Origin of the sequence: Syntrophomonas sp. DTU019 (genome assembly GCA_913757435.1) — a bacterium.
In the GTDB taxonomy this organism is placed as follows: Bacteria; Bacillota; Syntrophomonadia; order Syntrophomonadales; family Syntrophomonadaceae; genus DTU019.
This window is the reverse complement of sequence record CAJYDM010000001.1, coordinates 647,940-672,669: the sequence shown is the minus strand read 5'-3', so window position 1 is coordinate 672,669 and position 24,730 is coordinate 647,940. Positions and strand designations below refer to the sequence as shown.

At 46.3% G+C, this 24,730-nt stretch carries 30 protein-coding genes; 27 read left to right on the top strand and 3 right to left on the bottom strand.

What is annotated here, in order from left to right; genetic code table 11:
• Nucleotides 1-27 precede the first annotated feature (27 nt).
• From metG to AC15IQ_RS03305, 11 genes are all read left to right on the top strand, one after another.
• Nucleotides 28-1,983, top strand: a complete 1,956-nt coding sequence (gene metG / locus AC15IQ_RS03355) for a methionine--tRNA ligase (protein WP_483177288.1) — start codon at nt 28-30, stop codon at nt 1,981-1,983.
• A 57-nt stretch (nt 1,984-2,040) separates the two neighbouring features.
• Nucleotides 2,041-2,826 carry a TatD family hydrolase gene (locus AC15IQ_RS03350; RefSeq protein WP_483177287.1) on the top strand — a complete coding sequence of 262 codons (786 nt, stop codon included), beginning with the start codon at nt 2,041-2,043 and terminating at the stop codon, nt 2,824-2,826.
• Nucleotides 2,827-3,081: 255 nt separating this feature from the next.
• A complete protein-coding gene (locus AC15IQ_RS03345; RefSeq protein WP_483177286.1) occupies nt 3,082-4,041 on the top strand; it encodes a 3D domain-containing protein in 960 nt (319 codons plus the stop codon).
• A gap of 110 nt (nt 4,042-4,151) precedes the next feature.
• A complete protein-coding gene (locus AC15IQ_RS03340; protein WP_483177285.1) occupies nt 4,152-4,664 on the top strand; it encodes a YhcN/YlaJ family sporulation lipoprotein in 513 nt (170 codons plus the stop codon).
• 102 nt (nt 4,665-4,766) lie between these two features.
• Nucleotides 4,767-5,627, top strand: coding sequence for a 16S rRNA (adenine(1518)-N(6)/adenine(1519)-N(6))-dimethyltransferase RsmA (gene rsmA / locus AC15IQ_RS03335; RefSeq protein ID WP_483177284.1), 861 nt, complete (start codon nt 4,767-4,769; stop codon nt 5,625-5,627).
• Nucleotides 5,628-6,104, top strand: a complete 477-nt coding sequence (locus tag AC15IQ_RS03330; RefSeq protein WP_483177283.1) for a ribonuclease H-like YkuK family protein — start codon at nt 5,628-5,630, stop codon at nt 6,102-6,104. It begins immediately after the preceding gene.
• Nucleotides 6,105-6,262: 158 nt separating this feature from the next.
• A complete protein-coding gene (locus tag AC15IQ_RS03325) occupies nt 6,263-6,541 on the top strand; it encodes a Veg family protein (RefSeq protein ID WP_483177282.1) in 279 nt (92 codons plus the stop codon).
• A gap of 127 nt (nt 6,542-6,668) precedes the next feature.
• On the top strand, nt 6,669-7,478 hold the full coding sequence (locus AC15IQ_RS03320; protein ID WP_483177281.1) for a hypothetical protein: 810 nt from the start codon (nt 6,669-6,671) through the stop codon (nt 7,476-7,478).
• A 169-nt stretch (nt 7,479-7,647) separates the two neighbouring features.
• A complete protein-coding gene (locus AC15IQ_RS03315; RefSeq protein WP_483177280.1) occupies nt 7,648-8,220 on the top strand; it encodes a hypothetical protein in 573 nt (190 codons plus the stop codon).
• A 54-nt stretch (nt 8,221-8,274) separates the two neighbouring features.
• Nucleotides 8,275-8,499, top strand: a complete 225-nt coding sequence (locus tag AC15IQ_RS03310) for a hypothetical protein (protein WP_483177279.1) — start codon at nt 8,275-8,277, stop codon at nt 8,497-8,499.
• A gap of 105 nt (nt 8,500-8,604) precedes the next feature.
• Entirely contained in the window at nt 8,605-9,468 is an 864-nt protein-coding gene (locus AC15IQ_RS03305) for a patatin-like phospholipase family protein (RefSeq protein WP_483177278.1), read from the top strand.
• Nucleotides 9,469-9,609: 141 nt separating this feature from the next.
• Here the strand turns inward: AC15IQ_RS03305 and AC15IQ_RS03300 are convergent, their stop codons facing one another.
• Nucleotides 9,610-11,133: a recombinase family protein gene (locus AC15IQ_RS03300; protein ID WP_483177277.1), complete on the bottom strand. Its 1,524-nt coding sequence runs from the start codon at nt 11,131-11,133 to the stop codon at nt 9,610-9,612.
• A 68-nt stretch (nt 11,134-11,201) separates the two neighbouring features.
• Here AC15IQ_RS03300 and AC15IQ_RS03295 point away from each other — a divergent pair, with 68 nt between their 5' ends.
• The gene (locus AC15IQ_RS03295; protein ID WP_483177276.1) at nt 11,202-12,278 is read left to right on the top strand and encodes a DnaD domain protein; all 1,077 of its coding nucleotides are present in this window, start codon (nt 11,202-11,204) and stop codon (nt 12,276-12,278) included.
• Between the two features lie 15 nt (nt 12,279-12,293).
• Nucleotides 12,294-12,956, top strand: coding sequence for a tyrosine-type recombinase/integrase (locus tag AC15IQ_RS03290; protein ID WP_483177275.1), 663 nt, complete (start codon nt 12,294-12,296; stop codon nt 12,954-12,956).
• Here the strand turns inward: AC15IQ_RS03290 and AC15IQ_RS03285 are convergent.
• Together AC15IQ_RS03285 and AC15IQ_RS03280 are read right to left on the bottom strand one after the other, a co-directional pair.
• Nucleotides 12,924-13,283 (bottom strand): hypothetical protein, encoded by a 360-nt coding sequence (locus AC15IQ_RS03285; RefSeq protein WP_483177274.1) that lies wholly within the window; start codon nt 13,281-13,283, stop codon nt 12,924-12,926. The two genes, AC15IQ_RS03290 and AC15IQ_RS03285, sit on opposite strands and share 33 nt — an antisense overlap.
• 116 nt (nt 13,284-13,399) lie before the next feature.
• Nucleotides 13,400-13,768: a helix-turn-helix domain-containing protein gene (locus tag AC15IQ_RS03280; RefSeq protein WP_483177273.1), complete on the bottom strand. Its 369-nt coding sequence runs from the start codon at nt 13,766-13,768 to the stop codon at nt 13,400-13,402.
• A gap of 187 nt (nt 13,769-13,955) precedes the next feature.
• Between AC15IQ_RS03280 and AC15IQ_RS03275 the strand changes: the two genes are divergently transcribed.
• From AC15IQ_RS03275 to AC15IQ_RS03210, 14 genes are all read left to right on the top strand, one after another.
• Nucleotides 13,956-14,753, top strand: a complete 798-nt coding sequence (locus AC15IQ_RS03275) for an HNH endonuclease (RefSeq protein ID WP_483177272.1) — start codon at nt 13,956-13,958, stop codon at nt 14,751-14,753.
• Between the two features lies 1 nt (nt 14,754).
• On the top strand, nt 14,755-16,380 hold the full coding sequence (locus tag AC15IQ_RS03270; RefSeq protein ID WP_483177271.1) for a DEAD/DEAH box helicase: 1,626 nt from the start codon (nt 14,755-14,757) through the stop codon (nt 16,378-16,380).
• A 351-nt stretch (nt 16,381-16,731) separates the two neighbouring features.
• Nucleotides 16,732-17,352: a hypothetical protein gene (locus tag AC15IQ_RS03265; protein ID WP_483177270.1), complete on the top strand. Its 621-nt coding sequence runs from the start codon at nt 16,732-16,734 to the stop codon at nt 17,350-17,352.
• A 64-nt stretch (nt 17,353-17,416) separates the two neighbouring features.
• Nucleotides 17,417-17,734 carry a helix-turn-helix domain-containing protein gene (locus AC15IQ_RS03260; RefSeq protein WP_483177269.1) on the top strand — a complete coding sequence of 106 codons (318 nt, stop codon included), beginning with the start codon at nt 17,417-17,419 and terminating at the stop codon, nt 17,732-17,734.
• 88 nt (nt 17,735-17,822) lie between these two features.
• Nucleotides 17,823-19,640 (top strand): VirD4-like conjugal transfer protein, CD1115 family, encoded by a 1,818-nt coding sequence (locus AC15IQ_RS03255; RefSeq protein WP_483177268.1) that lies wholly within the window; start codon nt 17,823-17,825, stop codon nt 19,638-19,640.
• Nucleotides 19,621-20,118 (top strand): Holliday junction resolvase RecU, encoded by a 498-nt coding sequence (locus AC15IQ_RS03250; RefSeq protein ID WP_483177267.1) that lies wholly within the window; start codon nt 19,621-19,623, stop codon nt 20,116-20,118. The genes AC15IQ_RS03255 and AC15IQ_RS03250 overlap by 20 nt, the downstream gene beginning before the upstream one ends.
• Nucleotides 20,119-20,132: 14 nt before the next feature.
• The gene (locus AC15IQ_RS03245) at nt 20,133-20,423 is read left to right on the top strand and encodes a hypothetical protein (protein WP_483177266.1); all 291 of its coding nucleotides are present in this window, start codon (nt 20,133-20,135) and stop codon (nt 20,421-20,423) included.
• Between the two features lie 12 nt (nt 20,424-20,435).
• Nucleotides 20,436-20,882, top strand: coding sequence for a metal-dependent hydrolase (locus AC15IQ_RS03240; protein WP_483177265.1), 447 nt, complete (start codon nt 20,436-20,438; stop codon nt 20,880-20,882).
• Between the two features lie 11 nt (nt 20,883-20,893).
• A complete protein-coding gene (locus AC15IQ_RS03235; RefSeq protein ID WP_483177264.1) occupies nt 20,894-21,160 on the top strand; it encodes a stage V sporulation protein S in 267 nt (88 codons plus the stop codon).
• An 11-nt stretch (nt 21,161-21,171) separates the two neighbouring features.
• Entirely contained in the window at nt 21,172-21,483 is a 312-nt protein-coding gene (locus tag AC15IQ_RS03230; RefSeq protein WP_483177263.1) for a hypothetical protein, read from the top strand.
• A 15-nt stretch (nt 21,484-21,498) separates the two neighbouring features.
• Nucleotides 21,499-21,771, top strand: coding sequence for a hypothetical protein (locus AC15IQ_RS03225; RefSeq protein WP_483177262.1), 273 nt, complete (start codon nt 21,499-21,501; stop codon nt 21,769-21,771).
• Nucleotides 21,772-21,852: 81 nt separating this feature from the next.
• The gene (locus tag AC15IQ_RS03220) at nt 21,853-22,248 is read left to right on the top strand and encodes a hypothetical protein (RefSeq protein ID WP_483177261.1); all 396 of its coding nucleotides are present in this window, start codon (nt 21,853-21,855) and stop codon (nt 22,246-22,248) included.
• A gap of 84 nt (nt 22,249-22,332) precedes the next feature.
• Nucleotides 22,333-23,142, top strand: a complete 810-nt coding sequence (locus tag AC15IQ_RS03215) for a copper amine oxidase N-terminal domain-containing protein (protein WP_483177260.1) — start codon at nt 22,333-22,335, stop codon at nt 23,140-23,142.
• A 9-nt stretch (nt 23,143-23,151) separates the two neighbouring features.
• The gene (locus AC15IQ_RS03210) at nt 23,152-24,579 is read left to right on the top strand and encodes a hypothetical protein (RefSeq protein WP_483177259.1); all 1,428 of its coding nucleotides are present in this window, start codon (nt 23,152-23,154) and stop codon (nt 24,577-24,579) included.
• Nucleotides 24,580-24,730 lie beyond the last annotated feature (151 nt).

Below are 24,730 nucleotides of genomic sequence, written 5' to 3'. Positions count from 1 at the left end.
TGCACAAAATAGACAGGAGGGTCCAAGTTGGCAGAGAGGAACCAGTTCTATATCACAACTCCGATTTATTATCCCAGCGACAATCTTCACATCGGGCATGCCTATACTACGGTTGCAGCCGACTGTATAGCCCGCTTCAAGAGGATGCAGGGTTTTGAAGTATTCTACCTAACCGGTACGGACGAGCATGGACAAAAAATAGAGAAGGTTGCCAGGGAAAAAGGCAAAGAACCCCAATTGTATGTGGATGAGATCGTTGCCGGTATCAAATCCCTGTGGGATACGATGCTCATCACGCATAATGATTTCATCAGGACTACTGATAAACGGCACGAAGCGGTGGTACAGAAGGTATTCCAGCGGGTCTACCAGCAGGGGGACATCTTCCTGTCCCAATATGAAGGCTGGTACTGCACTCCCTGTGAGACGTTTTTCACTGAGAGACAACTGGTAGAGGGGAATTGCCCCGATTGTGGGAGACCAGTGGAATTGCTGCAGGAAGAGAGCTATTTCTTCAATATGGGCAAATATGCCCCGCGTCTTTTGGAACATATCGAGGCACATCCCGAATTTATACAGCCCGAATCGCGCCGCAATGAGATCGTTAACTTTATTAAAAGCGGTCTGGAGGATCTGTGCGTCTCCCGCACCACGTTCAGCTGGGGCGTTCCAGTTCCTTTCAATAACAAACATGTAGTATACGTATGGTTCGATGCCCTGATCAACTACCTCAGCGGCATCGGTTATCTGCAGGATGAAGAACAATTCCAGCGATTCTGGCCCGCTGATGTGCATTTAATGGCCAAGGATATCATCCGATTTCACGCCATAATATGGCCAATTATGTTGATGGCCTTGGATCTGCCCCTGCCCCGAACCGTCTTCGCCCATGGATGGATAATGCTGGAGGGCGGCAAAATGTCGAAATCTAAAGGCAATGTGGTCGACCCCCGTGTCCTGGTGAACAAATACGGGGTGGATGCAGTACGCTATTATCTGGTAAAAGAGCTCAGCTTTGGACAGGACGGGATGTATTCTGAGGAAATGCTGGTAACCCGTATCAATTCAGATCTGGCCAATGACCTGGGCAATCTCATCAGCCGCACCGTTGCCATGGTCAACAGGTACTTTGAAAGCGTTGTTCCAGGAGCGATTCAGGCGGAGCCTATCGACCAAGAACTTTGCCAGAGCGCACAGACGGCGTATCAGGAAGCTACCGCCAAACTAGATAAACTGGATTTCTCCGGATATATCCTGGCGGTGATGAAACTGGTAGCCAGGGCCAACAAGTATATCGATGAAACTGAACCCTGGCGTCTGGCTAAGGATGCGGGGAGTCTTGGTCGACTGGGAACGGTGCTCTATAATCTGGTCGAAAGCATACGCATCGCGGTTATTTTGCTGGCTCCCACCATGCCTACGCTGCCAACGCGGGTCCATGAGCAGCTCCCGTTATTCAGCAACCTCGAGAAAATGAAGTGGTCCATGGCGGGGCAATGGGGCCTTACTCCTGCTGGAATCAGGGTGGCCAAAGGCCCAGCCCTATTCCCGCGCATCGATTTGAAGACCCTGCAGGAAGAACCGACTGCAGCCGACCAGGCTGCTGCAGAGAAGGCCGAGGCAGCCCCGATGGAACCCACAAGTAAGGATAAAGATCTGATCAGCATTGAGGATTTCGCCCGACTCGACCTCCGGGTGGCTGAAGTAGTGGAATGCCACAAAATGGAGAAAGCCGATAAACTACTGGTCTTAAAGCTGCAGGTGGGAGAAAAACAACATACTGTGGTGTCAGGAATAGCTAAAGCCTACCAGCCTGAAGCGCTTATCGGCAAAAAGGTCGTTCTCTTGGCCAATCTTGCTCCCACCAAACTGCGGGGCACCTTATCGGAAGGGATGATACTGGCTGCTTCTGCTGAAGGCGATAGCAACCTGGAAGTGCTAATGATCAACAAGGATCTGCCTAGCGGCAGCCGGGTCAAATAGACCGCTTTGACAATGTTGCATATGTGTTTATTGAACTGTACCTAAAGGTAAATCATAATGAAAGAATCTGAAATGCTTATTGACAGCCATGCCCATCTGCAGGACCGTCAATTCAGCGCAGACCTGGACCAGGTCGTGCAGAGAGCCCTGGCGGCTAATATCGGCAAGATTGTCTGTGTCGGTTATGATTACGAAACCTCCTGTGAGGCAGTCGATTTAGCCCACCAATATCAACAGGTATATGCGGTCATTGGCGTTCATCCTCATGATGCTAAAACATTGACTGCAGATGTTATCAGCAAGTTGTATACGCTAGCCCGGGATCCTAAAGTAGTTGCCATCGGGGAGACCGGGCTGGACTTCTACCGCGATTTGTCCCCCAGGGATGTGCAGCGCCAGGCCTTCGTGGAACAGATCAAAATAGCGGCGGAATTATACAAACCAATCGTAATTCATGACCGTGATGCTCATCAGGAGGTTATGGATATAATTAAAAAGGAAAAAGCCGGCCGGAACCAGGGCGTTATGCATTGCTATTCAGGGCATTTGCCCATGGCTATGGAACTGATGAAAGCGGGATTTTACATATCCTTCGCGGGTCCGCTGACTTATAAAAACGCCCGCAAAACAGTTGAAGTAGCATCCCGCATTACCCTGGAACGCATTCTGGTGGAAACCGACTGCCCCTACCTGGCGCCCGAACCCGTACGGGGTAAACGCAATGAACCCGCCAACACCAGGCATATAGCGGAGAAATTAGCCCGCCTGAAGCAAAAGAGCCTCGCCGAAATCGCCTATCAAACCAGTCTGAACGCCTCGCGACTGTTTAACCTTAAGGATTAGGCCGATAAAATGCGGCTTAATTCGAGGTTAATATCGTTAACCCCATCCGCCATTTCAGCATTGTTTTTGCCCGACATTGAATAAAATAGGGTCAACTGGAGCAAACTAATACTGCATCTGGAATAAAATGTAATTACAACCAGATCAAACCACTTAAGTTGACTTTAAAGCGGGCTTTCTTTACAATGGATTGTACCTCGAGTCCATTTTCAAGGAGTAGTCTGGAAAGCCTTGAGAAAGGGAGGAGAACGTTGTATGAACGGCAAAAAGAGCATTAATGTGCTTCTGGGGATTTCGCTTGCGCTCATATTAGTAGTGAGCATGTTCTTTGCCCTGCAGAAACCGGTGGCTATTGCGGCTGATGGCCAAATTATTAAAGATACGGTGTTTTTCAATTGCACTGTGGAACAGGTTTTGAAGGATAATGGTGTCGTGGTCGGCGAATATGATTTGGTTCAACCGGCACTGGATGCCTCTGTGCAAAAGAATACCAATATAAATGTGATCAGGGCATTCAGGGTATTCGTGATCGCTGATGGCCAGAAGAAAGAAATTATTACCCCACCGGTGCCTATTAAAGAGGCTATTGCTGAAGCCGGGGTTACTCTCGGTGAGAAGGATCTGATCAAAACTATTGCCAGTGAGCTGACACAACCGGATCAGGAGATTGAAATTATCCGGGTGGAGGAACAACAGGTGCAAGAGGAAGCAATTCTGCCTTATGGAGAGGAACGCACCGAAGACCCTACTCTGGAAAAAGGCCTTAGCAAAACCCTGCGCCGGGGAGTGAATGGCCGTGTGCTGAACACGGTGCGCATCACTTACCATAATGGTCAGGAAGTGAAACGGGAGGTCATCGACAGTCAAACCAAGGTACAGCCTGTAAATAGAATCGTGGCGGTAGGCAATATAACCACGGTTTCTCGTGGCAGCCTGCGTTTGAACTTTAAGCAAGCTCTCTATGCACAGGCCAGTGCTTATACTTACACCGGTCGTAACACCGCCTCTGGAACGGTGCCGGCAGTAGGTACTATCGCAGTTGATCCCTCAGTAATTCCCATAGGTTCCCGTGTGTATATCGAAGGCTACGGGTTTGCTACTGCCTGGGACACCGGAGGGGCGGTTCGCGGCAATCGGATCGATTTGTTTATGGAAGACCGTGCCCAATGCATGAAATGGGGCGTGCGCAATGTCAAACTGTATATACTGGAATAAAATAAAAAACAGGGAGGGGCAACCCTCCTAATTTTTTGCCATATTTTACTTGAGTTAAAACTGCCTAATGACCAGAAAATAGAAATATTGATAATGGAGGTGGAATTCACGTGAAAAGAATAACTGTACTCGTGCTTTGTCTGGCCTTACTGGCTGTTGCCGCTGGTTGTCAGAAGCCTGCCCAAAAGCCGGAGGCGCCACAGCCGGAGACTACCGGGCTCACTACCAGTGACCGGCGGGTGATATCGGATAGGCTTTCCAAACAGGCCAAACAGGTTGAGGGAGTTGAGAATGCTACCGTAGTCTTGAGTGAACAGTTGCAGAACGATGCTGTAACCCCCAGCCCCACTCCGGGGCAGACACAGGTTCAAGGTATAGTAGCCATGGTGGGAATAACCGTCAAATCTGGAAGTGATTCCGATCAAGTCAAAGCGGAGGTGGCAGATAAACTAAAAGCGTCTGATAAGCGGGTTTCACATGTGTTGGTTACAACCGATCCCAACCTGGTGAAGAAAATTAACGATGTAGCTGCCGGTTTGATTGATGGCAAGCCATTCCAGACAATGAAGGATGAGGTCAACGCCATCAACCAGCAGATAAAAAAGGATAATCCTCAACCATAAAGCCCACAGCAAGGCACAGGCCAAATATTGAGCCGCTTTGCCAGTCGTGGTGTATAATGTGTAAAAGTCCCGGTACGGGTATTTGGATGGGAGAACAAACGATTGGCCAATGTAAGGCAGATGCTGAGCCAGTTTCACCTGGCGCCGCACAAGAGATGGGGACAGAACTTCCTTAGCGACGAAAACATAGCCCGCAAAATAATTGAGTATTGCCGTTTAGAGCCTGATGATTATGTGGTTGAGATAGGGCCTGGACTAGGGGCCTTGACCCCTATCCTGGCAGGTCGGTGCCAGCAACTGCTCGCTATTGAAATCGACCGCGGCATGGAAATGCCATTGCGTGAGGCCCTAAAGGGAACGCCTAATGCCCAGCTGTTGTTTGCGGATGTCCTGACCGTAGACATTGAATCCCAAATAAAGGCAGCCTTTCAATTGGATGAATTACCCTCTTTCAAGGTGTGCGGTAATATACCGTATAATATAACCAGTCCGATAATATTCTCCTTGTTGGAGTCCTGTCCGCGCCTCTCCCGGGCGGTGTTGATGATTCAAAAAGAGGTCGCTGAGCGTCTGCGGGCCAAACCTGGGAGTAAGGATTACGGGCTTTTGACACTGAGCGTCAGGTATCACTGTGATGTAGAGTATCTCACCACCGTTTCAAAACATTGTTTTTATCCTCGACCGGAGGTGGAGTCGGCAGTGGTCTCATTGACCCCGATTGCCGGGAAGAGGGTTAAGGTGGCCGACGAGGCTAAGCTGTTTGACTTTATGAGGGCATGTTTTCAAAAACGCCGCAAAACCATGCTCAATAATTGCAGCAGGTTTTTTTTCCGTAACAAAGAGGAGGTTGCCCTGATCTTGGATAGAGAAGGAATAGCCCTTGAAGCCAGACCGGAAAACCTACTTTTGGAGCAATACGTACGGATCGTCGAAAGCTTTGCAGTGCAGGGGGTTGCAGATTAGATGTCTTTCTATAGTCCCAGCAAAGGCCAACTTGAACTTTCCGAGGTGGTAGAGGATATTCTCGCCTACATAAGCGAAGACCTTAACCATGCTTATAAGCTGATAGTAGGCAGTGATTCTCATCCCCGGGTTGCTAATACATGCTTTGTATCGGCTATAATTATACATCGTCAGGGCAAAGGTGCCAGGTATTACTACAACAAGACCTATGAGATGCGTATAAAATCTCTGCGTCAAAGGATTTTTTACGAGGCTTCATTGAGCCTGCAGCTGGCCGACCAGTTGGAGCAGCTGCTCAAAATCCAGGGCTACGAGGATATGAAAGTCGAGATCCACCTCGACATCGGCACTCATGGAGAGACCAAGGAGTTAATCCGTGAGATCACCGGGATGGTGGTGGGGTGTGGGTTTGATGCCTGCATCAAACCGAATGCCTGTGCTGCCAGCAAGGTGGCCGATAAGCATACCAAGCACTGATAATGGCATTATTGAGGTGCCAACTGATGATAAATAAAAATCTAAATAACTTGTTGACATAGAGGTGGTTTTTTTATATACTAATTGGTCAAGTATTGACAAGGACTGCTTTGTGATATACAATTATTATGATAAATGAGCAAAGCAGGTGGATGAGTATGAGTTCTCCCAGGGCAATATCTGACATCAAGAAGGATCTTGAGTCTTTTGTAGGCAGTAAAATACGCCTCAAGGCCAACCGGGGCAGAAACCGCATTATAGAGAGGGAAGGGATCTTAGAATCCATATACCCTAACATCTTTGTGGTCAAGCTGGATGAGAGGAAAATCGAGAGAAGAGTATCCTACAGCTATGCTGATGTTTTGACTGAGACGGTGGAACTGTTCGTATACGATACCGGGGATGAAGAGTTTAGAATTCCCTCGGCTAATCCCTAGAAGATGCCTTATTAAACTGCACCACAGGTGCAGTTTTTTTTGTGGGTAAGCTTAAGGACATAGTTGACAAATGCCCTCCATATAAATAGACTAAAGAAATTTGACATCGGGAAGGAGCATTTTCGACTTGCCAAAGATTTGGTCTCCGGTTATTTTAGCCGAATTAGATCCTCCTCGCAGCATCGAGTTTAAGCGCTACTATCAACTCCAGCAGTCTTATCATGCCATTGCGGACCTGCGTGTCAAAGTCCAAAGTTGCGAAGCTATCAGCCACGGCAAGCATGTGGAAAGCCTTATCAGTGTGGTCATTCTGGCCTTGATGCTATCTGAGAATGGTGAACCGGAACTGCTGAGTTTTAACGATCTCTTCAAAGAATGGCTGTCGGTGGATATGTTTGATCCGCCCATCCCCTTTAAGTTGGACACAGCGATGATTGTCGAAGTGGATAGAATAAGCTGCGAAGGGGAGCTGAAAGAATGCACCCTTGAAGTTCGCCTAAACCTGGCTTACACCGTTTTAGCGGTGCAAAATGAGGCTATTGAATTGAGTCCGCCATTGGACCTGGACCCGACATTTCCTGATCCAGAGCCCTATTATCCAGGAATGGCTATACTAGAAACCATCAGTAAGCTGGAAAATGAGGTACAGCGCCTCGCGCAGGACAATTCAGCCCTGAACCAGCGTATAATATTGTATGAGAAGAACCTGGGCTTATTGAAGAATGCGGTGCGCAAAGCCGAAGGGCGCAGTCAGGAGCTTTTCCACGAATTGTTGCAGTCCAGGCGCTCTGCTCAAGCCCTGCAGGAAAAGCTAGCAAAGAAAGAGGCCATAATAGTGCCCAAAGCTGCAACTCCAACCAAGCAGACCGTGCCCACCCTGGGTTCCAGCCGCTTTCACATCGGCGATAAAATCAAGCAGCTTTTTGCCCTGGGCTAACCGCCTACTATCATAAATTCGGAGTAAATGCCTCTGGGGCATTTTTTATCCATTGGCCACGATAATCACACTTTGAAACCCTCCCTCATAGTATATCCTAGAAATTTGCTGAAGTCAGATTTCGTTACAACTAGAGAATAAACAAGAAAAACCAAGGAGGGAAAGTATCGTGGCTGAACTGAAATGTGAATTTCCAGAAGGTTGCATGTTGGATTTATGGGCTCAGGTAATCAAAGCCAAGTTCTGCGAAAAACAGGTCAAGGTCTTAGACACCATCTTTTGCGTCCCTGATGAACAAGTCGGCGGCAAAATTCGTGCAGTTGAGGATATCAAGGTCAAGGTCATTCAAGCTTATGAAGACCTGAGCTGCTACAACAAAGTGAAAATCTTTATCGAATTCGAGGTCATCTTGTTCGTGATCGTGGGCACTGAATACCAGATCATCACCGTAACTGATTGCTACAACCAGGTTGTTGAATTGGATGAATTCGATCCCCCGCTGAGTGTTGAAGAATTCCGGGAAGAGGTTGACCAGTCCGAGATATGCCTGAAAAATTGGAGTTTCGACTATGAGATACTGGGCAACAGTGAAGATCCCAGCAACCCGGCCAGTCTGGCCCAACCGCTCAATGGCACTGCCATCTGCTTGAGGGTTTTTGTAGACATCATTGACAAACTGGGCAAGATGCACAATGTAATAGTCTACGGCGAAATCGAACCCGATGACTTTGGGTGCAAATAGCCAAATAGTTGATGCTCGGCCTAAGGCCGGGCATTTGTTTTTGGGAGGGAATAAATGTCTGCGATCCGGAAAAGAATTGCTCGTCCCATCAAGAATGCCATGCGGGCCCGACTGGAACAGATTTTACTAAGTTACCGGGAGATCGCTGACTGCATAGAAGAGTTCCGTACTGACACTGCTTGTGATGAGTATGTTCAGTTTTGGGATGAGTTGCAGCGCGATAACGATGAAATTATGCGCAATATATCCAAGTATGCGGTGATGCGCTGCAACCGCTGAATTTGAGCATGTAAGCAGGGTCTGCTTACTAGACTGCCGGTTGGCTGCGTGGCATTAGGGAGCGTTGGGCCTGAAATAAAGAAAAGCCAACTTAAGGAGTGGAGTATGAAAAAGCTGGGATTAGCTCTAGGGGGAGGGGGCTTAAGAGGTCTTGCCCATATTGGCGTATTACAGGCTTTGGAGCAGCACGGCGTCAAGCCGCAGTTCATCTCCGGCACCAGTGCAGGCAGCATTGTGGCGGCTCTATATGTCTGTGGAATAACAGCAGACGAAATGGCCCGGATGGTCAAACAACTAAAGCCGGAGGACTATCTGGACTATAATATCAGCGGGCTGATCATGTATATGATCGGGCTGTTGCTGCCCGGAAGGCAATGGCCCTTACAGGGATTAATAAAAGGCCGCCGTTTAGAGCGTTTGATCTATAAATGGACCGCAGGCAAGAGCTTGAACCAGGCTCAAATGCCTACCGCTATAATATCCTGTGATATCAACAGTGGCAGTGAGGTGGTTTTCTGCAATCGCCGCATCCCTACCGGGAAGCGCCATGTGAAGATAGTGCGCCAGGCGCTTCTGAGTGAAGCAGTGAGATGCAGTACTGCTATTCCCGCCACCTTTAAACCTTATCAATACGGCGACCTGCTTATGGTAGATGGTGGACTGCGCAGTATGGTGCCAGTCTGGGTGCAAGTAGCCATGGGCGCGGAGTATATCCTGGCCAGCAATCTTGGCCAGGAGCAATACTATAGTGGGGTAAGCGGTATACCTGCAATAGTATCCCGCAGCCTGGAGATTCTGTCCTATGAAACCTCGGTAATGGATGAGCAGCTTTACGCTGATATGGTGGTTTTCCCCGCTGTTGGCGATATTGGTTTGGGGGATATAGAGAAGGCTGATTGGATCATCGCTCGGGGCAGGCAGGTAATGGAAAGCCGAATGGGGGAGTTGCTACAAGCCTTAAATGCCTGAACCGGTAACATAACCGCTTTTGTCAACATATACTATTCACAAAGTCGTATGGCGATGACCCCATCGCCCCATGCAAATCAACCTAGCTGAAGCGGGGAGGAGGTTATAAATGGCAACGGATAAATTTGAACATGCAACTTTTTACTTGACCAGGGATAAATCATTAAGCATAGTATTGCCAAAGCGGTAAGAAACCCTAATTTCGGGGCTTTCTCCGGGCATAATCTCCACTCTGTTAATTAGGGTTCTAAATAAACTCATTTTAGATTCCTCGGTTGCATTATCAAGCATCCTCTCAATTTGTTCAGCTATAATTGGAACAGAATTTATAAAATCCCCGTGGTTCTGCTCAATGCGAATCTGCTGTTCCAGGAATGCCTTTCTTTCCTGCAAGGTCTTCAAAGAATCATCCCGCTCAGTAATAGCCTCAAATAATTCTTTCTCAGCAAGTGTCCCTTTGGCGTACAAATCCAGCAGACGCTTGCGCTCCAAGGCGACTTCATCCAACCGTTTAATAACTTCTTCTATCTCGGTGACATAATCATCCAGTCGGGTAGACACCTTTAGTTCTTCAGCAACTTCCGCGATCAGCTTATTGGGGTTCCTGAACGTACTACACAGGTCTTCCCAGACAGAATCTTCGAGTATGTCGGCGTTAATGTTTTGATTAGTACAGGACATTTCTGATGACTTCTTTTTGGTGCAGCGGTAGTACGCAAATCTGCCCTTGCCGCTGCTGGTTCCAACATAAGCACTACTACAAACCCCGCAGAAGACCATCCCGCGCAGCAAATATTCCCTATGTGAGTTTGGAGCATAAAAAAGCCGCTTTGTCTTTGCGATCTTCCGGGCCTTAAAATAGGTTTCTGGATCTATTATCTGGGGAATCGGAACCGGGATAGGATTCTTTCCGGGAGGTTTATAAGGATAAATACCGGTATATATATCGCTCCTCAATATATTATTGACGCTATACTCGCACCAACCGCCCTTCCGCTTGTGGTTCCGATACCATTTCGTCTTATAATCGGCGGGTGCGGGAATTTTCATGCTACTCAGGTATTCTGCGATAGCTTTGATGCTCAAATTGTCCTCGATATACAACTTGTAGACCAGTCTAACTACTTCGGCCTGTTCATCATAGATCCATACCGACATATCTTCCTTATTAAGCTTATATCCGAAAGGGACAGCCCCCTGCGGCAATTTCCCCTGCCTGGCCTTCCGCGCCTTGCCATCGGAGAAATTCTGTTTGATAGTGGCCCTGTCGTAGGCCGCGAAAGAAGAAAATACAGTAGCCATCATCTGACCGGAAGGCTCGAAGTAATTAAAGGGTTCGCTTAAAGAGATAAGCGACACCCCCATTTTTTTTAGCGTGTGAAACGCCTCCTGCGCCGCGTAATCGTCCCTAGCAATACGATTGACCCTTACTATTACCAAATGGGTTAATCTGCCATCTAGGGCATCTAGCAACAGCTTTGCGCCGGCAGGACGGTCACGCAGTATCAGTTCCCCAGACACACCATCATCCAAGTACCAGCGTTTCTCTGGGACGATAATGTTATTTTTCTCAAAATATGCCTTTAAGATGTCTATCTGAATATCTATTGTTTCGTCTTTTGACTGCTCCTCACTGGAAACACGGCAGTATGCCGCATATAACATAACATTCCCCCCATTCTGCCCCGTAAGGGCCTAGATAAAACTATTATACATTACTAAGGAGGCTAAGTATGAATCCCCAAAGACTGAAACGCATCGTAATAAAAGAAGAATTAGTTGCCCTTACGGGTTCAATAGATAGCGCAATCATTCTAAACCAGATGATCTACTGGTCTGAAAGGGTCCAGGATTTTGATGGATTTATAAAAGAAGAAAATAAGAGGGCCGAAAACGAAGGCTGCGAACAATCGGAATATATAAACGGCTGGATTTATAAGACAGTAGACGACCTCAGAGAAGAATTGCTGAACTTCAAAAGCCCCAAAACGACTTCAAGAATCCTGGAACAACTTATTGAAAACGGCTGGCTATCCCGCCGGACCAACCCTAAATATCAATGGGACAAGACCTACCAGTACCGGGTGAATCTTCTAAAAATCCAATCAGACCTTTATGAGTTGGGTTATGCCCTCGAAGGCTACAAAGCCCTAAATAACCCATTTGTCAAAATGACGATTCGAGAGGACAAAATGACGATTCGAGAAGTCAAAATGACGAATCGAGACGGATGTTTTACCGAAGCAATACCAGAGATTACTACAGAGAATATAAATGATGTTGTTGAGGAGAAAATTTCTGAAAGAAAAATCATTGAGATGTTTTCCCAGGTGATCGGGCAAGAATTGCCGAGACAATTAGTAAAAACTCTTTTAGATTTCTCCCCCGAGGAAATTCAGACCATCTTCACTACCCTAAAAGAAAAGAAAGACCAGGGTAAAATCAAAAACCCGGTAGGGTTATTACTGAAGGATGTCGCTTCAGTAACCAAGCAGATACTCCGGGGCGAGTTCTACCCTGATATTGGCGATGACGAAATAGGAGAATTCACAAGACACACGGGGATATCTCTTAAGGGCCAGTATCAGCGCGACATTTACCAAGCCTGGCGAAAAAAGTTCTCCAAAGAAATGATATTTAAAGCCGGAGAGCTTACGGCTACGCACTCGAAAAGCCGAAGTATAGACTACATGGCAGCAATATTAAAAGACTGGGAGAACAATAAAGTAAGAAAAGACATCAGGAAGTCTGATTACGAGACTTATTGCCCCCCGGACAATGCTAAGTGTGTCTTTTGGCCGACAACCTGACAACGGAGGTATATAATGCAAGTAATCGAAAACTACCTAGAAGACCTGCGGGCGCAAGACTATTCCCCAAACACGATCCGGGCATACAGATATGGATTAGCCCCGTTAAAAGAATATGATCTGGGGACAATTTCTGCTCTGGATTTAATGGTGATAATGGGCAGGAACAAAGATAGTAATACTGCCGCCTCAAGGTTGGCCGCCATTAAGTCTTTTTTTCGGTGGCTTAACAAAAACAACATAGTCACTCACGATCCGGCAGCGACATTAGGTACCATACGGACCCCAAAAACGAAGCAGGTAATAATCCCCGAGCATGATATGCGGCTTATTCGCTCAGAAATAAAGAAGACCCCACTGCCAGTGAGGGCTTTCTTTACTTTGCTATGGGATACCGATATTCAAATATATCAGGCATTATCGTTAAACACAGAAGATATAGACTGGCAAAAATGCTCTGTTCTGGACCATCCCCTCAATGAAAGCGCGCCGCTGCTAAAAGAACTATGTAGCTTACAGATTCAGGGTCCGTTGTTTCTTTCAAGCCATAATGAAAGGGCAGCATATGACTGGGCCTATCGTTGGTGGAAGAAAATTATGAAAAAAACGAACATGAATTATTACATCAGCAACCTTAAAGCCCGCTCACCCGTTGGCAGCCAGGGGTTCCCTGGATAACTCATCGGCAAAAACCTCGGCTTGCCTGTTGAAAGCGGACCTTAATTGCGGCGTTAGCCGGTCTTCCAATAAAGTATCAACATCGGGGCAATCAAAATGTCCTAATACAATATGTCCTAATTCCCTAGCCACGCAATAACAATCATTAACCCCATGCGGCAGGAATATTGTATACTCGCCCCGGTACTTAATAGAAAACGGGAAGCTAAATTGGGGATCGCTATAATGCTCTATTTTAATCCCCATTCTTTTTACAACAGTAAAAATGTCAACAGGTCTTATCAGGTTGTGATTCGCTTTGAACTCTACAGCAGCCTTCCTGGGCATTAAGCCCTCCCTCCTTTTTTTCTCTATTGGCGTAATATTTTACAACATTATACCACAGCAATTAGAAAATAGGCCCAATAGACTACAAAAACTTACAAATAACTATGTCTAAAGTCCTAGTCGCGCTCTATTATTGCCTTAACAAATTCCTGAAAGGCGACTTTTGCCTTTTCTGGCATATGCACATAACTTTCGCGTATAGTGAGGATTTCTTCTTCCAGTGGGTCATTTTCCTCAAGGAATTCAAATTTGTTAGTTAATCCCAGGAAGAAATCAGCGGAGAAATCCAGTAGGTTGCATAACACATACAGGCCATACACAGTTGGCAATTGTTTGCCAGTAGCATACATACTGAGCTGTTTATTGGTAATGTCTACTGCTTTGGATATATCATCGTACTTTTTCCCCCGCTCGGCTAAAGCTTGCCTGAAGCGTCTGCCGAAGACAGCCTTAAATTCCTCCTGTTTTAAAATCTTTTGCTGCATCACAAATCCTCCTTAAATCTCGCTAAAGATAATTTTAATAACTATATAGGGGATATGACTTAATTTTAAATGCAATTAACTTGTAAAACAACTTTTAGAGCAATACTAAATATCAAAAACAATTTTTAGGGGCACTTGTCTATTATAATACCATTTCTGAATAACCGAGACTTAGGAGGTAATATTTATGGCAAAGTTCAACATGACCGAAATAAAATCTGTCAGAAAAGCATACTGCGAATACTGCGGCAAGCCCGCCTATGGGTGGCCGCACCACATTAAAACTCGGGGGGCCGGAGGCAAGGATGACCGGAAAAACCTAATCCAGTTATGTGGTGAATGTCACGAACTCGCCCAGCAGTATAAAATACCCAGACTCGAATTAGTAACAATCGTAGCTGCCAGAGAAGGGACCACAGTGCAAGAGATATACCGCGAAAGCGGGTGGTTGTTAGACGAAAAAATGCCCCACGAAATACCTATGGCAAACCCTGTTGCGGGCAAGACTTTTGAAGAAGTTTTGGAGCTTTATTTATTCTGCCTGGAAAAAGGGGAATCCTCGGTCTGGGAAAGGGCTGCGGTCATCACAGTAATGAGCGACTGTATGGAACTCAAGCCCCGGCAGATTGCTGCGGCTATCGGTTGTTCTTCTTCTTTGGTAAGAAAAATGACCCGCACTTTTGATGCGTTCCCCAAACATGAAGACCGCCTCCCCATGCTGTCTTTCAGGCATCACCAAATTGCCGCATATACAGAAGACCCCAAGGAATGGCTAAACAAGGCCGCTGATAACGAATGGTCCACCAGACAGCTACAAGAAGCCATAACAGAATCAATAAGCCCTGAAATCAAAGAGGATAAGAACTGGGGAAGGGCGGAACAAGCCCTGTTATTAACACAGGAGGTTTTGAATATTGGCGGAGATGCTGCGGAGTGGCTTCTGAAAGAATTGTTGCCGTTAATTAAGAGAAAAGAGGTTGCCTAATATGCGCTTATCTAAATATAAAGATTTGATTAAGTTGACTTTTCACTATGACCCCGAAATCGTATCGACAGTAGGTAGAATTCCCGATGCCATTTTTCACCGCGATCCGCTGGGAGCTTATTGGACAATTCCTACTAGCAGCCTAAAATGCGCATTTAAACAACTCTCGCTGAGTCCGGGGAGTTTATATCCCGATTTACTAGAACACCTTTCTCTGGGCTTTTTCAACACCTTAGAAGTCGAACTCAAGCCCGACCGGATAAAAATACTGGGCAAAACCGATTGGATGATAAGAAGCCTGGATCACTTATGCGAAGTTGAATACAAAGAAAAAAACTCTGTAACTACCCACAACCTCGGGGAGCTTATCTATGATAAAAACAATGTGGCTGTATATAAATTCCCTTTGGGGTTATACTGGCGAATCCTGAATTTCCTCCGGTTATGCAAAGTCGATACGATAGTACACCCGTACCCCAACCACCCAGAACCGACAGAACCCTATGAGATAGTAGTCTCTGGCCGCCCGTACCAAAATAGTGCGGTCCGACAAATCGCTGCCGGCATAATCCCCAACCGGGCAACACTAGTCATGGCAACCGGGGCCGGCAAAACAATTCTCTCAGCGATGATTACTGCCAAACTAGGACTGAACACTGTCTTTTATACTTATTCTACTGACTTGCTGGAACAGACCGCCGCCACCTATGAAAAACTGTTTAAATGCGAAATTGGAAGGATTAGCAGCACTAAATTTGACATCCAGCCTATTACTGTCGCAATGATTCAGACCATTCATTCCTGCTTGTCGAAGCGGGATGACCGCTGGCAGACGTTAAGCGGTTACTTAGAAGAAGTAGACCTCATGTTCATTGACGAGGGTCATATGTTAGGCGCGGAAACGATTTTTGCAGTCGCCCAGGCTACTGACACCCACTACGCATATGCCTTAACCGCCACGCCTTTTAGAGAAGATGGCAAGGAGCTTTATATAGAAGCCGCCACGGGACCGGCGGTGGAGTTGGTTTCGGAACAGGAATTGATAGAGGGAGGGTATGTTCTTCCGGTCACAGTGGAGATAGTCCCAGTGCGCCACGACAAATATAAAGGCAAACGATACTCTACGTTATACAAGAATCAAATCACCGGCAATCCCGCGCGCAACCAGATAATATACCAGGCAGTAAAAAACCATGCTGGCAAAAAAATTCTGGTCTTGGTAAAAGAGATCGCTCACGGTGAGACCCTTTCAGAAATGCTTGGGGCAACTTTTATCCACGGAACATCTAAGAACAGAAAACAGACCATCAAATCATTTTCAGAAGGCGATATAAACATCCTTATAGCAACCTCCATCTTAAAGCAGGGGATAGACCTGCCCGAAGCGGAGGTGCTTGTTTTGGCTCATGGCGGAACCAGCCAGGTCGAATTGCTACAAAAGATAGGCCGTGTAAGGCGGCCCTATCCGGGGAAAACAAATGGAACCGTGGTGGACTTTCAGGATTATTGCCCAACGGTAACCAATGATATTTTCAACCAGCAGTCTAAAAAAAGGCTGGCTTTATACCGTAGACAAAACTACCACGTATTGGACGACACAACAAGAGTTCTAATTGTAGCAAAGTAGGGGATGTTAGTCCTAGTTGTTGCGCTGGAGAAAATATAAACCTCTGTATGTATAATTATCTTGTAATCCATTGAAAGGTGTGATAGTATAAAAAAAGGCACAGAACGCCCCGAAAGTTATAAAAAACCGTAGATTAATAACTATATGGGGAAATAAAACATAAGGGTGGTGTAAAAGGTGGCAAGACCCAAAATCACAATTGATTACGAGAAATTCCAAAAACTCTACGATTGTGGCTACCAAGATTCTGCGATAGCTCGGATTCTAGGCGTGGATAGAAGTACAGTCACCAGGCGCAGGCAGGCGATAAACCTTCCTGCAAATCGTGGCCGGGGAGAGCGAGGCCCAGCCGTGAAGGAAGACGAACCTTATTGGAAAGCTGTGTCTAGGGCACTGAAGTATGTCGGCGACTACATAGCTGAAGCCGCTAGGGAAATGTACAAGCGCACCAATGATTTTGAGCGGTTTTTTATTTGCTATTGTATGCAGCCTAAGCCCATGTACCATGCCAACCCCCTTTCTTACTGCTCTGACCCGGATAAAATGAATTACAAGGCAGTTCAAAAAATCGTTGAATATGAACAAAAAGTGGATCAGATGACCTGGGCCGGAGTACCTGGGCCTGCTGTGCTAGAACTCGTTCAGGTCTACAAATCTGCTGACGAAGAAACATGCAAACGCCTGGCCCAAGAAGCGGTCGAAACTGCCGGGTTCGTGAACGCCGACAGCAAAGTGGGCGACGTGGTAGTAATGACCCCGCCGAAAGACATCATTAATTTCTGGAAGAACCAGCTTGCGGAGATTCTCGGTTGGACTCCAAAAAAAGAATGGGAAAAGCCCCGGAAAAAACTGAGCAAAGCCATCGCGAAGATCAAGGAAAAAGTCACCGGAGGGTCAGGCCGCCGAGGGAGAGGCGGAGGAGTGAAAAATCTCCGAAATTACCAAGCCTTTCAAGCTGCGCAGGGATATTGAAAGGGGAACCTGGCGGTAACAATACGAAAAAAAATGTGCAAAACCCAAAGGGGGAGGTATAAAGTTGCGAAACTTCGGTTCTAGGTTGCAATTGGCCCTTTCAGAAAAGGGTATAAGTAAAGCAAAGTTCGCCGAGGAATTAGGAGTAACGACCAAAACAGTATCATTATACATAGCCAACAAGCGAATCCCCGATGTTCATAAGCTGTATGATACTGCTATTATTTTGTCGACTTCCACTGATTGGTTACTGGGCCTTAAACGGACTGATGATTTCGAGTCATACATAGTATCTCTAAGTGCTAGGCAGCGGAAGTTTGTTTCGGATTTATTGGCCGTATGCCAAGAAGCAAAAGAAAACCAAAAATCGCCCCACGGATAAATCGACTTCTAATAAGACCACATAAGTTACAGCGAGGCAGGACGCGCGTCCTGTTTTTTTGCGTCCTATTTTTTTGAAGGAGAAATATATGGATAAACGAAAGATGTATCTCTTCTTTCTGCCGGTCCTGTTCCTCTTGGACATATGGATAGTGGGATACATCTCAGCATTCTTTGTCGCTCCAGAAGTATTGGGGTTTATTAAAGAACACCCCCTCCGCGCAACATGGGAATTGACGATTGCTCTGTTTGGAAAAAATGCTTCCCCCGCAGGGGAGGCGATAATCCATACCTGGCAATGGGCTAATCTCTTATTAATGATATCTGTCCTGTCGCTTCTAGGCACACATCGGCTGGGAACTCAAAGCAAAACCGAACCCGAATATTACGGGAATCTCTTGGGTTCGGCACGATGGGCAACCTTTAATGAAATCAAAAAGGTTTTCAGATTCAAACTCTCTCCGGGCTTATTATTCGGAACCTTCAACAACAAACCCCTGATACTTCCTGCTGATGTAGGGGGGAACCTGAACGTATCTGTTCTGGGGCCGCCCGGCTCCGGTAAATCAAGGGCTTATGTGAGATTAAACTTATTCCAGGCAGTAGATAGCGGTTGGTCGGTAGTCGTCACTGACCCCAAAGGGGAACTCACCAGAGACTTCCGGCCATTCTTCCTTAAGCAAGGTTACGATGTGAAGATATTTAACCTGGTTGATATGCTCCACTCCGACCGCTGGAACCCACTATCACAAGTAAAAACAGATATAGACGCGCAGTTGTTTACCGAAGTGGTAATCGCCAACACTCAGGCTCCGGGGAGAAAGAGCGGCGACCCGTTTTGGGACCGCGCAGAAGCTAATTTACTAAAAGCTCTCACCCTGTACGTCATCAATGAACTTCCTCAGTCTGAGCGCAACCTTGGTTCGCTATATCAGATTTTGGCTTCCGGCGATTCGAAATACATGGACTTGATATTCAGCCCGCTGGCTTTCGATCACCCGGCTAAAATGCCATACAACATCTACGCCGAAACATCCGCGCAGGTAAGATCAGGAGTCATCATCGGACTGGGGACCAGATTGCAGGTCTTCCAAAATACTTTAGTGCGATCGCTTACCGAGGAATCAGACATCAGCTTAGACGCTCCAGGCCACACCAAAACCGCGTATTTCTGCATCGTGTCTGATATGGATAGAACCTTTGATTTTTTAGCTTCTTTATTCTTTTCTTTCTTATTTATAAGCCTCACCCGTAGCGCGGATCGGAACGACGGCAGGCTGCCAACCACCGTAAATTTTTTATTGGACGAATTCTGCAACATCGGGCACATCCCGGACTTCACCAAAAAAATATCTACCATGCGGAGCAGGGGCATTGCCTGTTCAGTAATATTCCAATCCATCACCCAACTTCAAAGCCATTACCCCGACGGAGACTGGGAAACGATCATGGCCGACTGCGACTCCTGGTTGACGCTGGGAGTGAAAGACGTAACCAGCGCGAGATATATCTCCGAACACTTGGGCAAGGGCACGATCGAAGTTGAAGCCCAGACGCGCCGGGTGTTCGCAGTATTCGACTTCGGGAGCAAGCGAAAAGACTCAAAAGCCCGCTATCTTATGAACCCTGACGAACTCACTCATATGCCACCCCAGGATGCAATCCTGTCGGTGTCGTGGGGGCTAAACCCCATCAGGATAAAAAAACTAGACTTCTCGAAACACCCCATGACTAAGCTATTACAGCCTGCTTCGGTGTCGGATTTTAAGCCCGACTGGGCGGAGGAATTCAAGAAAACCGGAGGCAAGAAGATCACTTACGCATCAGAAATAAAGACGGAAACCACCAAAGACGAAGCGCCCGGAATATATACGAAAGGCGGTGACTGTGATTCGTTTTGGAGCTAAAGCCAATCTTGGCAACGAACTAGAAACCTTGTTAGACGCAGCCTGCCAACAATACTACCAGAGAAAAATTGCATCCATACAGAAAATCCCTACACCGTTTAAGATCATAGGCACGACCCAAAAAGGTCTACTAACAATCCCCGAGAAAAAAAGCACCGTAGACTACATCGGCCAGTTTCAAGGAATTCCATTTGCAATGGAAGCTAAGAAGACCAATAACAAAACTCTTTTTAGAATTGACCCCTGGAATCGAGAAAGTCACCAGAAGGAATTCCTTGAACGGTGGGAAGGTTTAAAGTTCTATTTTATTTCCTTCTGGAGCCTTCAGGAACACTATCTAATCCCATATAAGGACATAGACTTCAACAACCAAACAGTTCCCATAAGCTGGTTTAGAAACTACCCCAGAGTCAAAAGCCGGCAGGGTATAATTTTAGACTTTTTGTTTATTGCACAAAAATACAAACAAGTCGGGTAGAAAGGAGAATTACTGTGGAAATTATAGTAACCACCCATGCCATAGAGCAGTACCAGCGCAGATCATTCAGAGACACAACCGACAATAATGCAGAAAACCTCTTATTGATGATAGCAAGAAGGGGTAAAAAACAATCCCGCCGCCCTCCTTACGATGAACAGATATACAAGGTTTCTTATCAGGGTCATGCTATAGTCGCAAAGTATCAAGACAAGCAAATCACCGTGATCACTTATCTGGGAAACAAGAGATATCAGCACTGGTACGAGAAAAACGAGATACGCCCAAGAGCGTTAGCTTTCTAGGGAGGAGTTTTTATGAGATGGACAACCCACCTGGCTACGGGGATGTTGGCAGCTACCCTGATAGGCCAGCCGCCTGCGGGCATAGCCGTCGCAGGAGTTTTTTCACTTCTGCCCGACCTTGACACGCCTGAATCCAAACTGGGCAGAAAACTGCCGTTTATTTCATTGCCGCTGAATTTAATATTCGGACACCGGGGAATGCTCCACTCTTTGTTAGCAGTAATAATAGCCTATATTGCAGCCATACAGTTCTTTCCCACCTGGGCAATTCCCATGACGATAGGATATGCTTCCCATTTAATATTGGACTCTTTAACCCCATCAAAGATTCCCTGGTTGTGGCCCTACCCTGAATACTATGGATTCCCGCTGGTAATGACAAACTCACTAACAGACATCACTTTATCAGTATTGATGACCTTATTTCTTGCGGCTTCATGGTCGCAAATTATTTTTTAAAGGAGAAAAATATGAGAGCACAAATCATGCGCGTAAGAACCGACTCAGCCCCTCAAAAAGTCGCAGGGGCTATTCTATACGAAGTACAAGAGGGAAGCGATGTTCAGCTCCACGCCATTGGAGCTGGGGCGGTCAACCAAGCACTCAAGGCTATCGCTATCGCCAGAGGGTTTGCAGCCCCGCAGGGGATGGACTTGATATGTATCCCTGGATTCTTTGACATCGAAAACAATGGAGAACCCCGCACTGCAATGAGACTTATTGTAAAAACTGTCTAGGAGGTAACGCAATGCAGAAATACCTTAGAGTCGATATTATGCTGCCTGCCCTGTTTTTAGTGGCAGCAATTTTGTTTGCGGCAGTCCAACCTGCCCATGCAGCATTTGACCCCCAAACCCAAGCCCAGGGAGTGTTAAAGTTCATCGCCCTGATTATTCTCATAGCAGCGGCGGTAGGAGCATTAACTATGTTAACTCGTGGCCTGATCGTGCAGGCTATCGTTCTTGTTATAGGCGCGAGCTTGCTGTATTTCTTACTGGCTGACACTTCTGCTATTTTAAACATCGGCAGCGGATTAAACAGCCTGATCTTTGGAAAGTAAGGGGGGAAGGCAGTCATGTTTGGATTTGAACCCATTACGGCGATGTATAACGTCATGGAGGCGGTCCGCCCTCTGGTGGCAATCGCAGGATTTGCTGTTATCCTTATGTTCCTGTTTAGAAAAGAAATCATGATGGCAGTAGTGACTTTGTTCGTTATAGCGTTCTTATATTTCTCATTCCAGCCCGGAGTGATAGAAAATATTGGCGCAAGCACAGCTAAAATACTGACCATTGAAACCACTGGAACAGCTCCTACTGAAACAGCTCCCACAACTTTATTAGATTGACATACTCCCACGCCTAAAGACATGGGCTTCCTGGGGGACGTATGGTAAAATTATCTCACAGCCTTTTTAGGAGGTATTAACATGGACAACGAAGCCAAAATATTGCAGATGCTTGAAATGATGCAATCCAACATAACCGGAATACAATCAGACATAGGTGCGATGCGTTCTGACATGATATCGGCACAATCAGATATCATTTCAGTAAAAGATGGGCAAAAAAACCTAGAGCTTAGATTAGAAAACGAAGCTTTTGCCCCAATTCGCATTTTGTCAGAAAACGTAATAGAGCTAACTAACCGGCAAGCTTCTACTGATGAAAGCATAAAATTTCTAGCCAGCACTATAAATACGGTTGCCAATAAGATTGACGGTCATACCGAACGCCTGGAGCGAATCGAAGATAAGATTGAATCCCACGACATACAAATCGAAGTATTAGATCGAACCAAGAGCAATAAACGCAAGGTTAAATGAAAGCCACAGGAAGTCTTGTGGGAGCAAACTTTAACCCCCCTCGCTGGAGGGTTTTTCTTTTAATACTACGAGGAGGATTTTTTCATGAAGAAAATAAAACTAATAGCACTGATGGGAATTTTACTGATGGCGATGGTGCTGCCCGCAGGGGCAGCTCCCGATGTAACGGTGAAGATTGATGGGACTGTGTTATCATTCCCCGACCAGCGGCCGTACATCGACCAGAACAACCGCACCTTAGTACCAATGCGCGCACCTATGGAAGCTATGGGGGCTACCGTAGACTGGAACAATGACACCAGACAGGCTATCTTCGAGAAAGACGGAACCACTGTGGTATTCACTATCGGCAGCAAAACCTATACTGTAAACGGCGTAAAAAAGACTATGGACACCCAGGCGGTAATTACCGGAGACAGAACTTGTATCCCCATCCGGTTTGCAGCAGAAGCTATTGGCGCAACTGTTGGCTGGGATCCCAATACTTATACTGTGCTTATCTCCACTACTCCGAGTGAAGTAAAGACCGTGGTCCAAGAGAAGCCCACTGTACCCGGGTACGAAGATATCATTAAAGTAGGGGATTACAATATTCTAGTTACTAATAACTACAACGATCCGTCTTTTTGGTTTTGTATTAATGACAAGAACATACCAATGAAACAAATTCGTGTAGTCTGTACCAGCCACCCGGAGTGGAACAACTGCAATTGTTTAATGTGGGATGCAACTCACATGGTACTGCCCCAGGATGTATGGAATAATAACTTTCAGTTTTACAAAGAAGGTTATACTCCAGAGCCGAAATCCGGTGATGTGGTTACATTTGATATTTACGGGAAGGTGAATGGACAGGAAACCCATCTGCTCACCCTTACCAAGACCTTACCATAGGAGGTAGCCATGAAAAAAATATTTTCACTAGCTTTAATGCTAGTGTTTCTTTTTTCTGCCGTACCCGCTTATGCCGATGGCATAGGAGATGATGAAAGAGACAAGTACCCGGGGGTGGTTGACTATCGTACGGCTCGTATCAGCACAGAGCCTATTGAACACCCATCAGCCGTATTCTCATTACAGATTAAGTCTAAAGATACCCTGCTTCCCACTACTATTAAGTCTGCGGCAACAGATACTCCCAACAGTTTTATTGTCCCCGAGCAAGACTCCCCAGTTATCAAAGCCCAGCTCGGAGATAAAATCATCATAAATAACCTAAGCAGCCCCGGTAGCGGCAGTAAATTGAGTTATTATGATATTCAATACCGCTTCACACCCCAGGGAGAGGACCGACACAAGCATGAGATCAAATCTGCTATTGTAGGAGACTTTAATTCGGTCAAAAACATAATCGGAAACCTGAACCTTGAAGAAGAAGGCACCTACGAGATATTCTTATGCGTGGCTGATAACGCACCTTGCATAGAAGGGGCTATAAACTGGTCCACCAACGGCAATGTAAGAAGCATCAGCTACAACAATAAGAATTTCCCTAAAGGCGTATTCTGGTATTTCACCGAAGCAGTAGTTGAAGTAGGAGGAGAATCCCCTGATTTCTACCCCACCCCGGAAGGCTCTAACGAATACAAAGAAGAATACAAAAACCTGGCTAAAACCTACGAAGGCAAGGAAGGCGAACTGATTACATTCCCGGTCACTTTACACAACTGCGGCGCAAAAGCAATAACCGACTTTAAAGCAGTTTGGGAACGCGATGGGCAAGACCCCGTTACAGGATGGCAGGGAAGTAATTCCCCCTGGCAGACTGAACCCATAGAGTTAGCCAAAGGCGACTCAAAGACATTTGATGTGACCGTAACCGTACCCGAACACCCCCGGAGATTATTCTTCAAAGCCAATATAGACGGACTTACCCCTGCCACAGAGATAAACCAGGACAACAACCTCATGGCGATCGGCATTATCCCAGACGGGATAGATGTAGGTATAAGAATGCCCCTCGATTTCAGTAAGACAGTCAAACCGGGGCAGAAAACCGATGTCATCATAAACGCAGAGATAAGAAAGCATGATTTCGCTCTACTAGCAGAAGTCGAAACTATCCTCACTTATCCAGGTGGCAGCAAAACCGAACATACTACCCTATATAGAAACGAACAAGGTGAAAAGAGCTTCCAGTTTTACGACAGTAAATACAGTCTAGGCCCTGGGACATATAAATTCACTGGACAAGTAAATGTACTAAACGGGATAGACATAAACCCGTCCAACAACTACGGCGAAACCACTGTTACGATATACCAGGAAAAAGACTACCCCACGGAGAAACTAAACCCCGACAGGGAGACAAGAGTAGACCTAAGAGACTAAAATCCCCGGCCCAAGCCGGGATGTCTCTGAAACCATCGAATTTATTAGATTGACAAAGGCCCGTGCAAGCGGGCTTTTTGTATCATTTCCCGGCGAGGTTTAAGAAGCCCGCCGGGAATTCTCCTTATTTCAATGGGGAGATGAAAGGCGG

Bases quoted from the DNA above. Each gene is read 5' to 3' on its own strand.
- AC15IQ_RS03270 (WP_483177271.1), top strand. From the start codon at position 14,755: ATGCGCTTATCTAAATATAAAGATTTGATTAAGTTGACTTTTCACTAT.
- AC15IQ_RS03285 (WP_483177274.1), bottom strand. From the start codon at position 13,283: ATGCCCAGGAAGGCTGCTGTAGAGTTCAAAGCGAATCACAACCTGATA.
- AC15IQ_RS03255 (WP_483177268.1), top strand. From the start codon at position 17,823: ATGGATAAACGAAAGATGTATCTCTTCTTTCTGCCGGTCCTGTTCCTC.
- AC15IQ_RS03295 (WP_483177276.1), top strand. From the start codon at position 11,202: ATGAATCCCCAAAGACTGAAACGCATCGTAATAAAAGAAGAATTAGTT.
- AC15IQ_RS03345 (WP_483177286.1), top strand. From the start codon at position 3,082: ATGAACGGCAAAAAGAGCATTAATGTGCTTCTGGGGATTTCGCTTGCG.
- AC15IQ_RS03325 (WP_483177282.1), top strand. From the start codon at position 6,263: ATGAGTTCTCCCAGGGCAATATCTGACATCAAGAAGGATCTTGAGTCT.
- AC15IQ_RS03225 (WP_483177262.1), top strand. From the start codon at position 21,499: ATGTTTGGATTTGAACCCATTACGGCGATGTATAACGTCATGGAGGCG.
- AC15IQ_RS03230 (WP_483177263.1), top strand. From the start codon at position 21,172: ATGCAGAAATACCTTAGAGTCGATATTATGCTGCCTGCCCTGTTTTTA.
- AC15IQ_RS03210 (WP_483177259.1), top strand. From the start codon at position 23,152: ATGAAAAAAATATTTTCACTAGCTTTAATGCTAGTGTTTCTTTTTTCT.
- AC15IQ_RS03240 (WP_483177265.1), top strand. From the start codon at position 20,436: ATGAGATGGACAACCCACCTGGCTACGGGGATGTTGGCAGCTACCCTG.
- AC15IQ_RS03300 (WP_483177277.1), bottom strand. From the start codon at position 11,133: ATGTTATATGCGGCATACTGCCGTGTTTCCAGTGAGGAGCAGTCAAAA.
- AC15IQ_RS03280 (WP_483177273.1), bottom strand. From the start codon at position 13,768: ATGCAGCAAAAGATTTTAAAACAGGAGGAATTTAAGGCTGTCTTCGGC.
- AC15IQ_RS03235 (WP_483177264.1), top strand. From the start codon at position 20,894: ATGAGAGCACAAATCATGCGCGTAAGAACCGACTCAGCCCCTCAAAAA.
- AC15IQ_RS03310 (WP_483177279.1), top strand. From the start codon at position 8,275: ATGTCTGCGATCCGGAAAAGAATTGCTCGTCCCATCAAGAATGCCATG.
- AC15IQ_RS03220 (WP_483177261.1), top strand. From the start codon at position 21,853: ATGGACAACGAAGCCAAAATATTGCAGATGCTTGAAATGATGCAATCC.
- AC15IQ_RS03350 (WP_483177287.1), top strand. From the start codon at position 2,041: ATGAAAGAATCTGAAATGCTTATTGACAGCCATGCCCATCTGCAGGAC.
- AC15IQ_RS03290 (WP_483177275.1), top strand. From the start codon at position 12,294: ATGCAAGTAATCGAAAACTACCTAGAAGACCTGCGGGCGCAAGACTAT.
- AC15IQ_RS03330 (WP_483177283.1), top strand. From the start codon at position 5,628: ATGTCTTTCTATAGTCCCAGCAAAGGCCAACTTGAACTTTCCGAGGTG.
- AC15IQ_RS03275 (WP_483177272.1), top strand. From the start codon at position 13,956: ATGGCAAAGTTCAACATGACCGAAATAAAATCTGTCAGAAAAGCATAC.
- AC15IQ_RS03305 (WP_483177278.1), top strand. From the start codon at position 8,605: ATGAAAAAGCTGGGATTAGCTCTAGGGGGAGGGGGCTTAAGAGGTCTT.
- AC15IQ_RS03215 (WP_483177260.1), top strand. From the start codon at position 22,333: ATGAAGAAAATAAAACTAATAGCACTGATGGGAATTTTACTGATGGCG.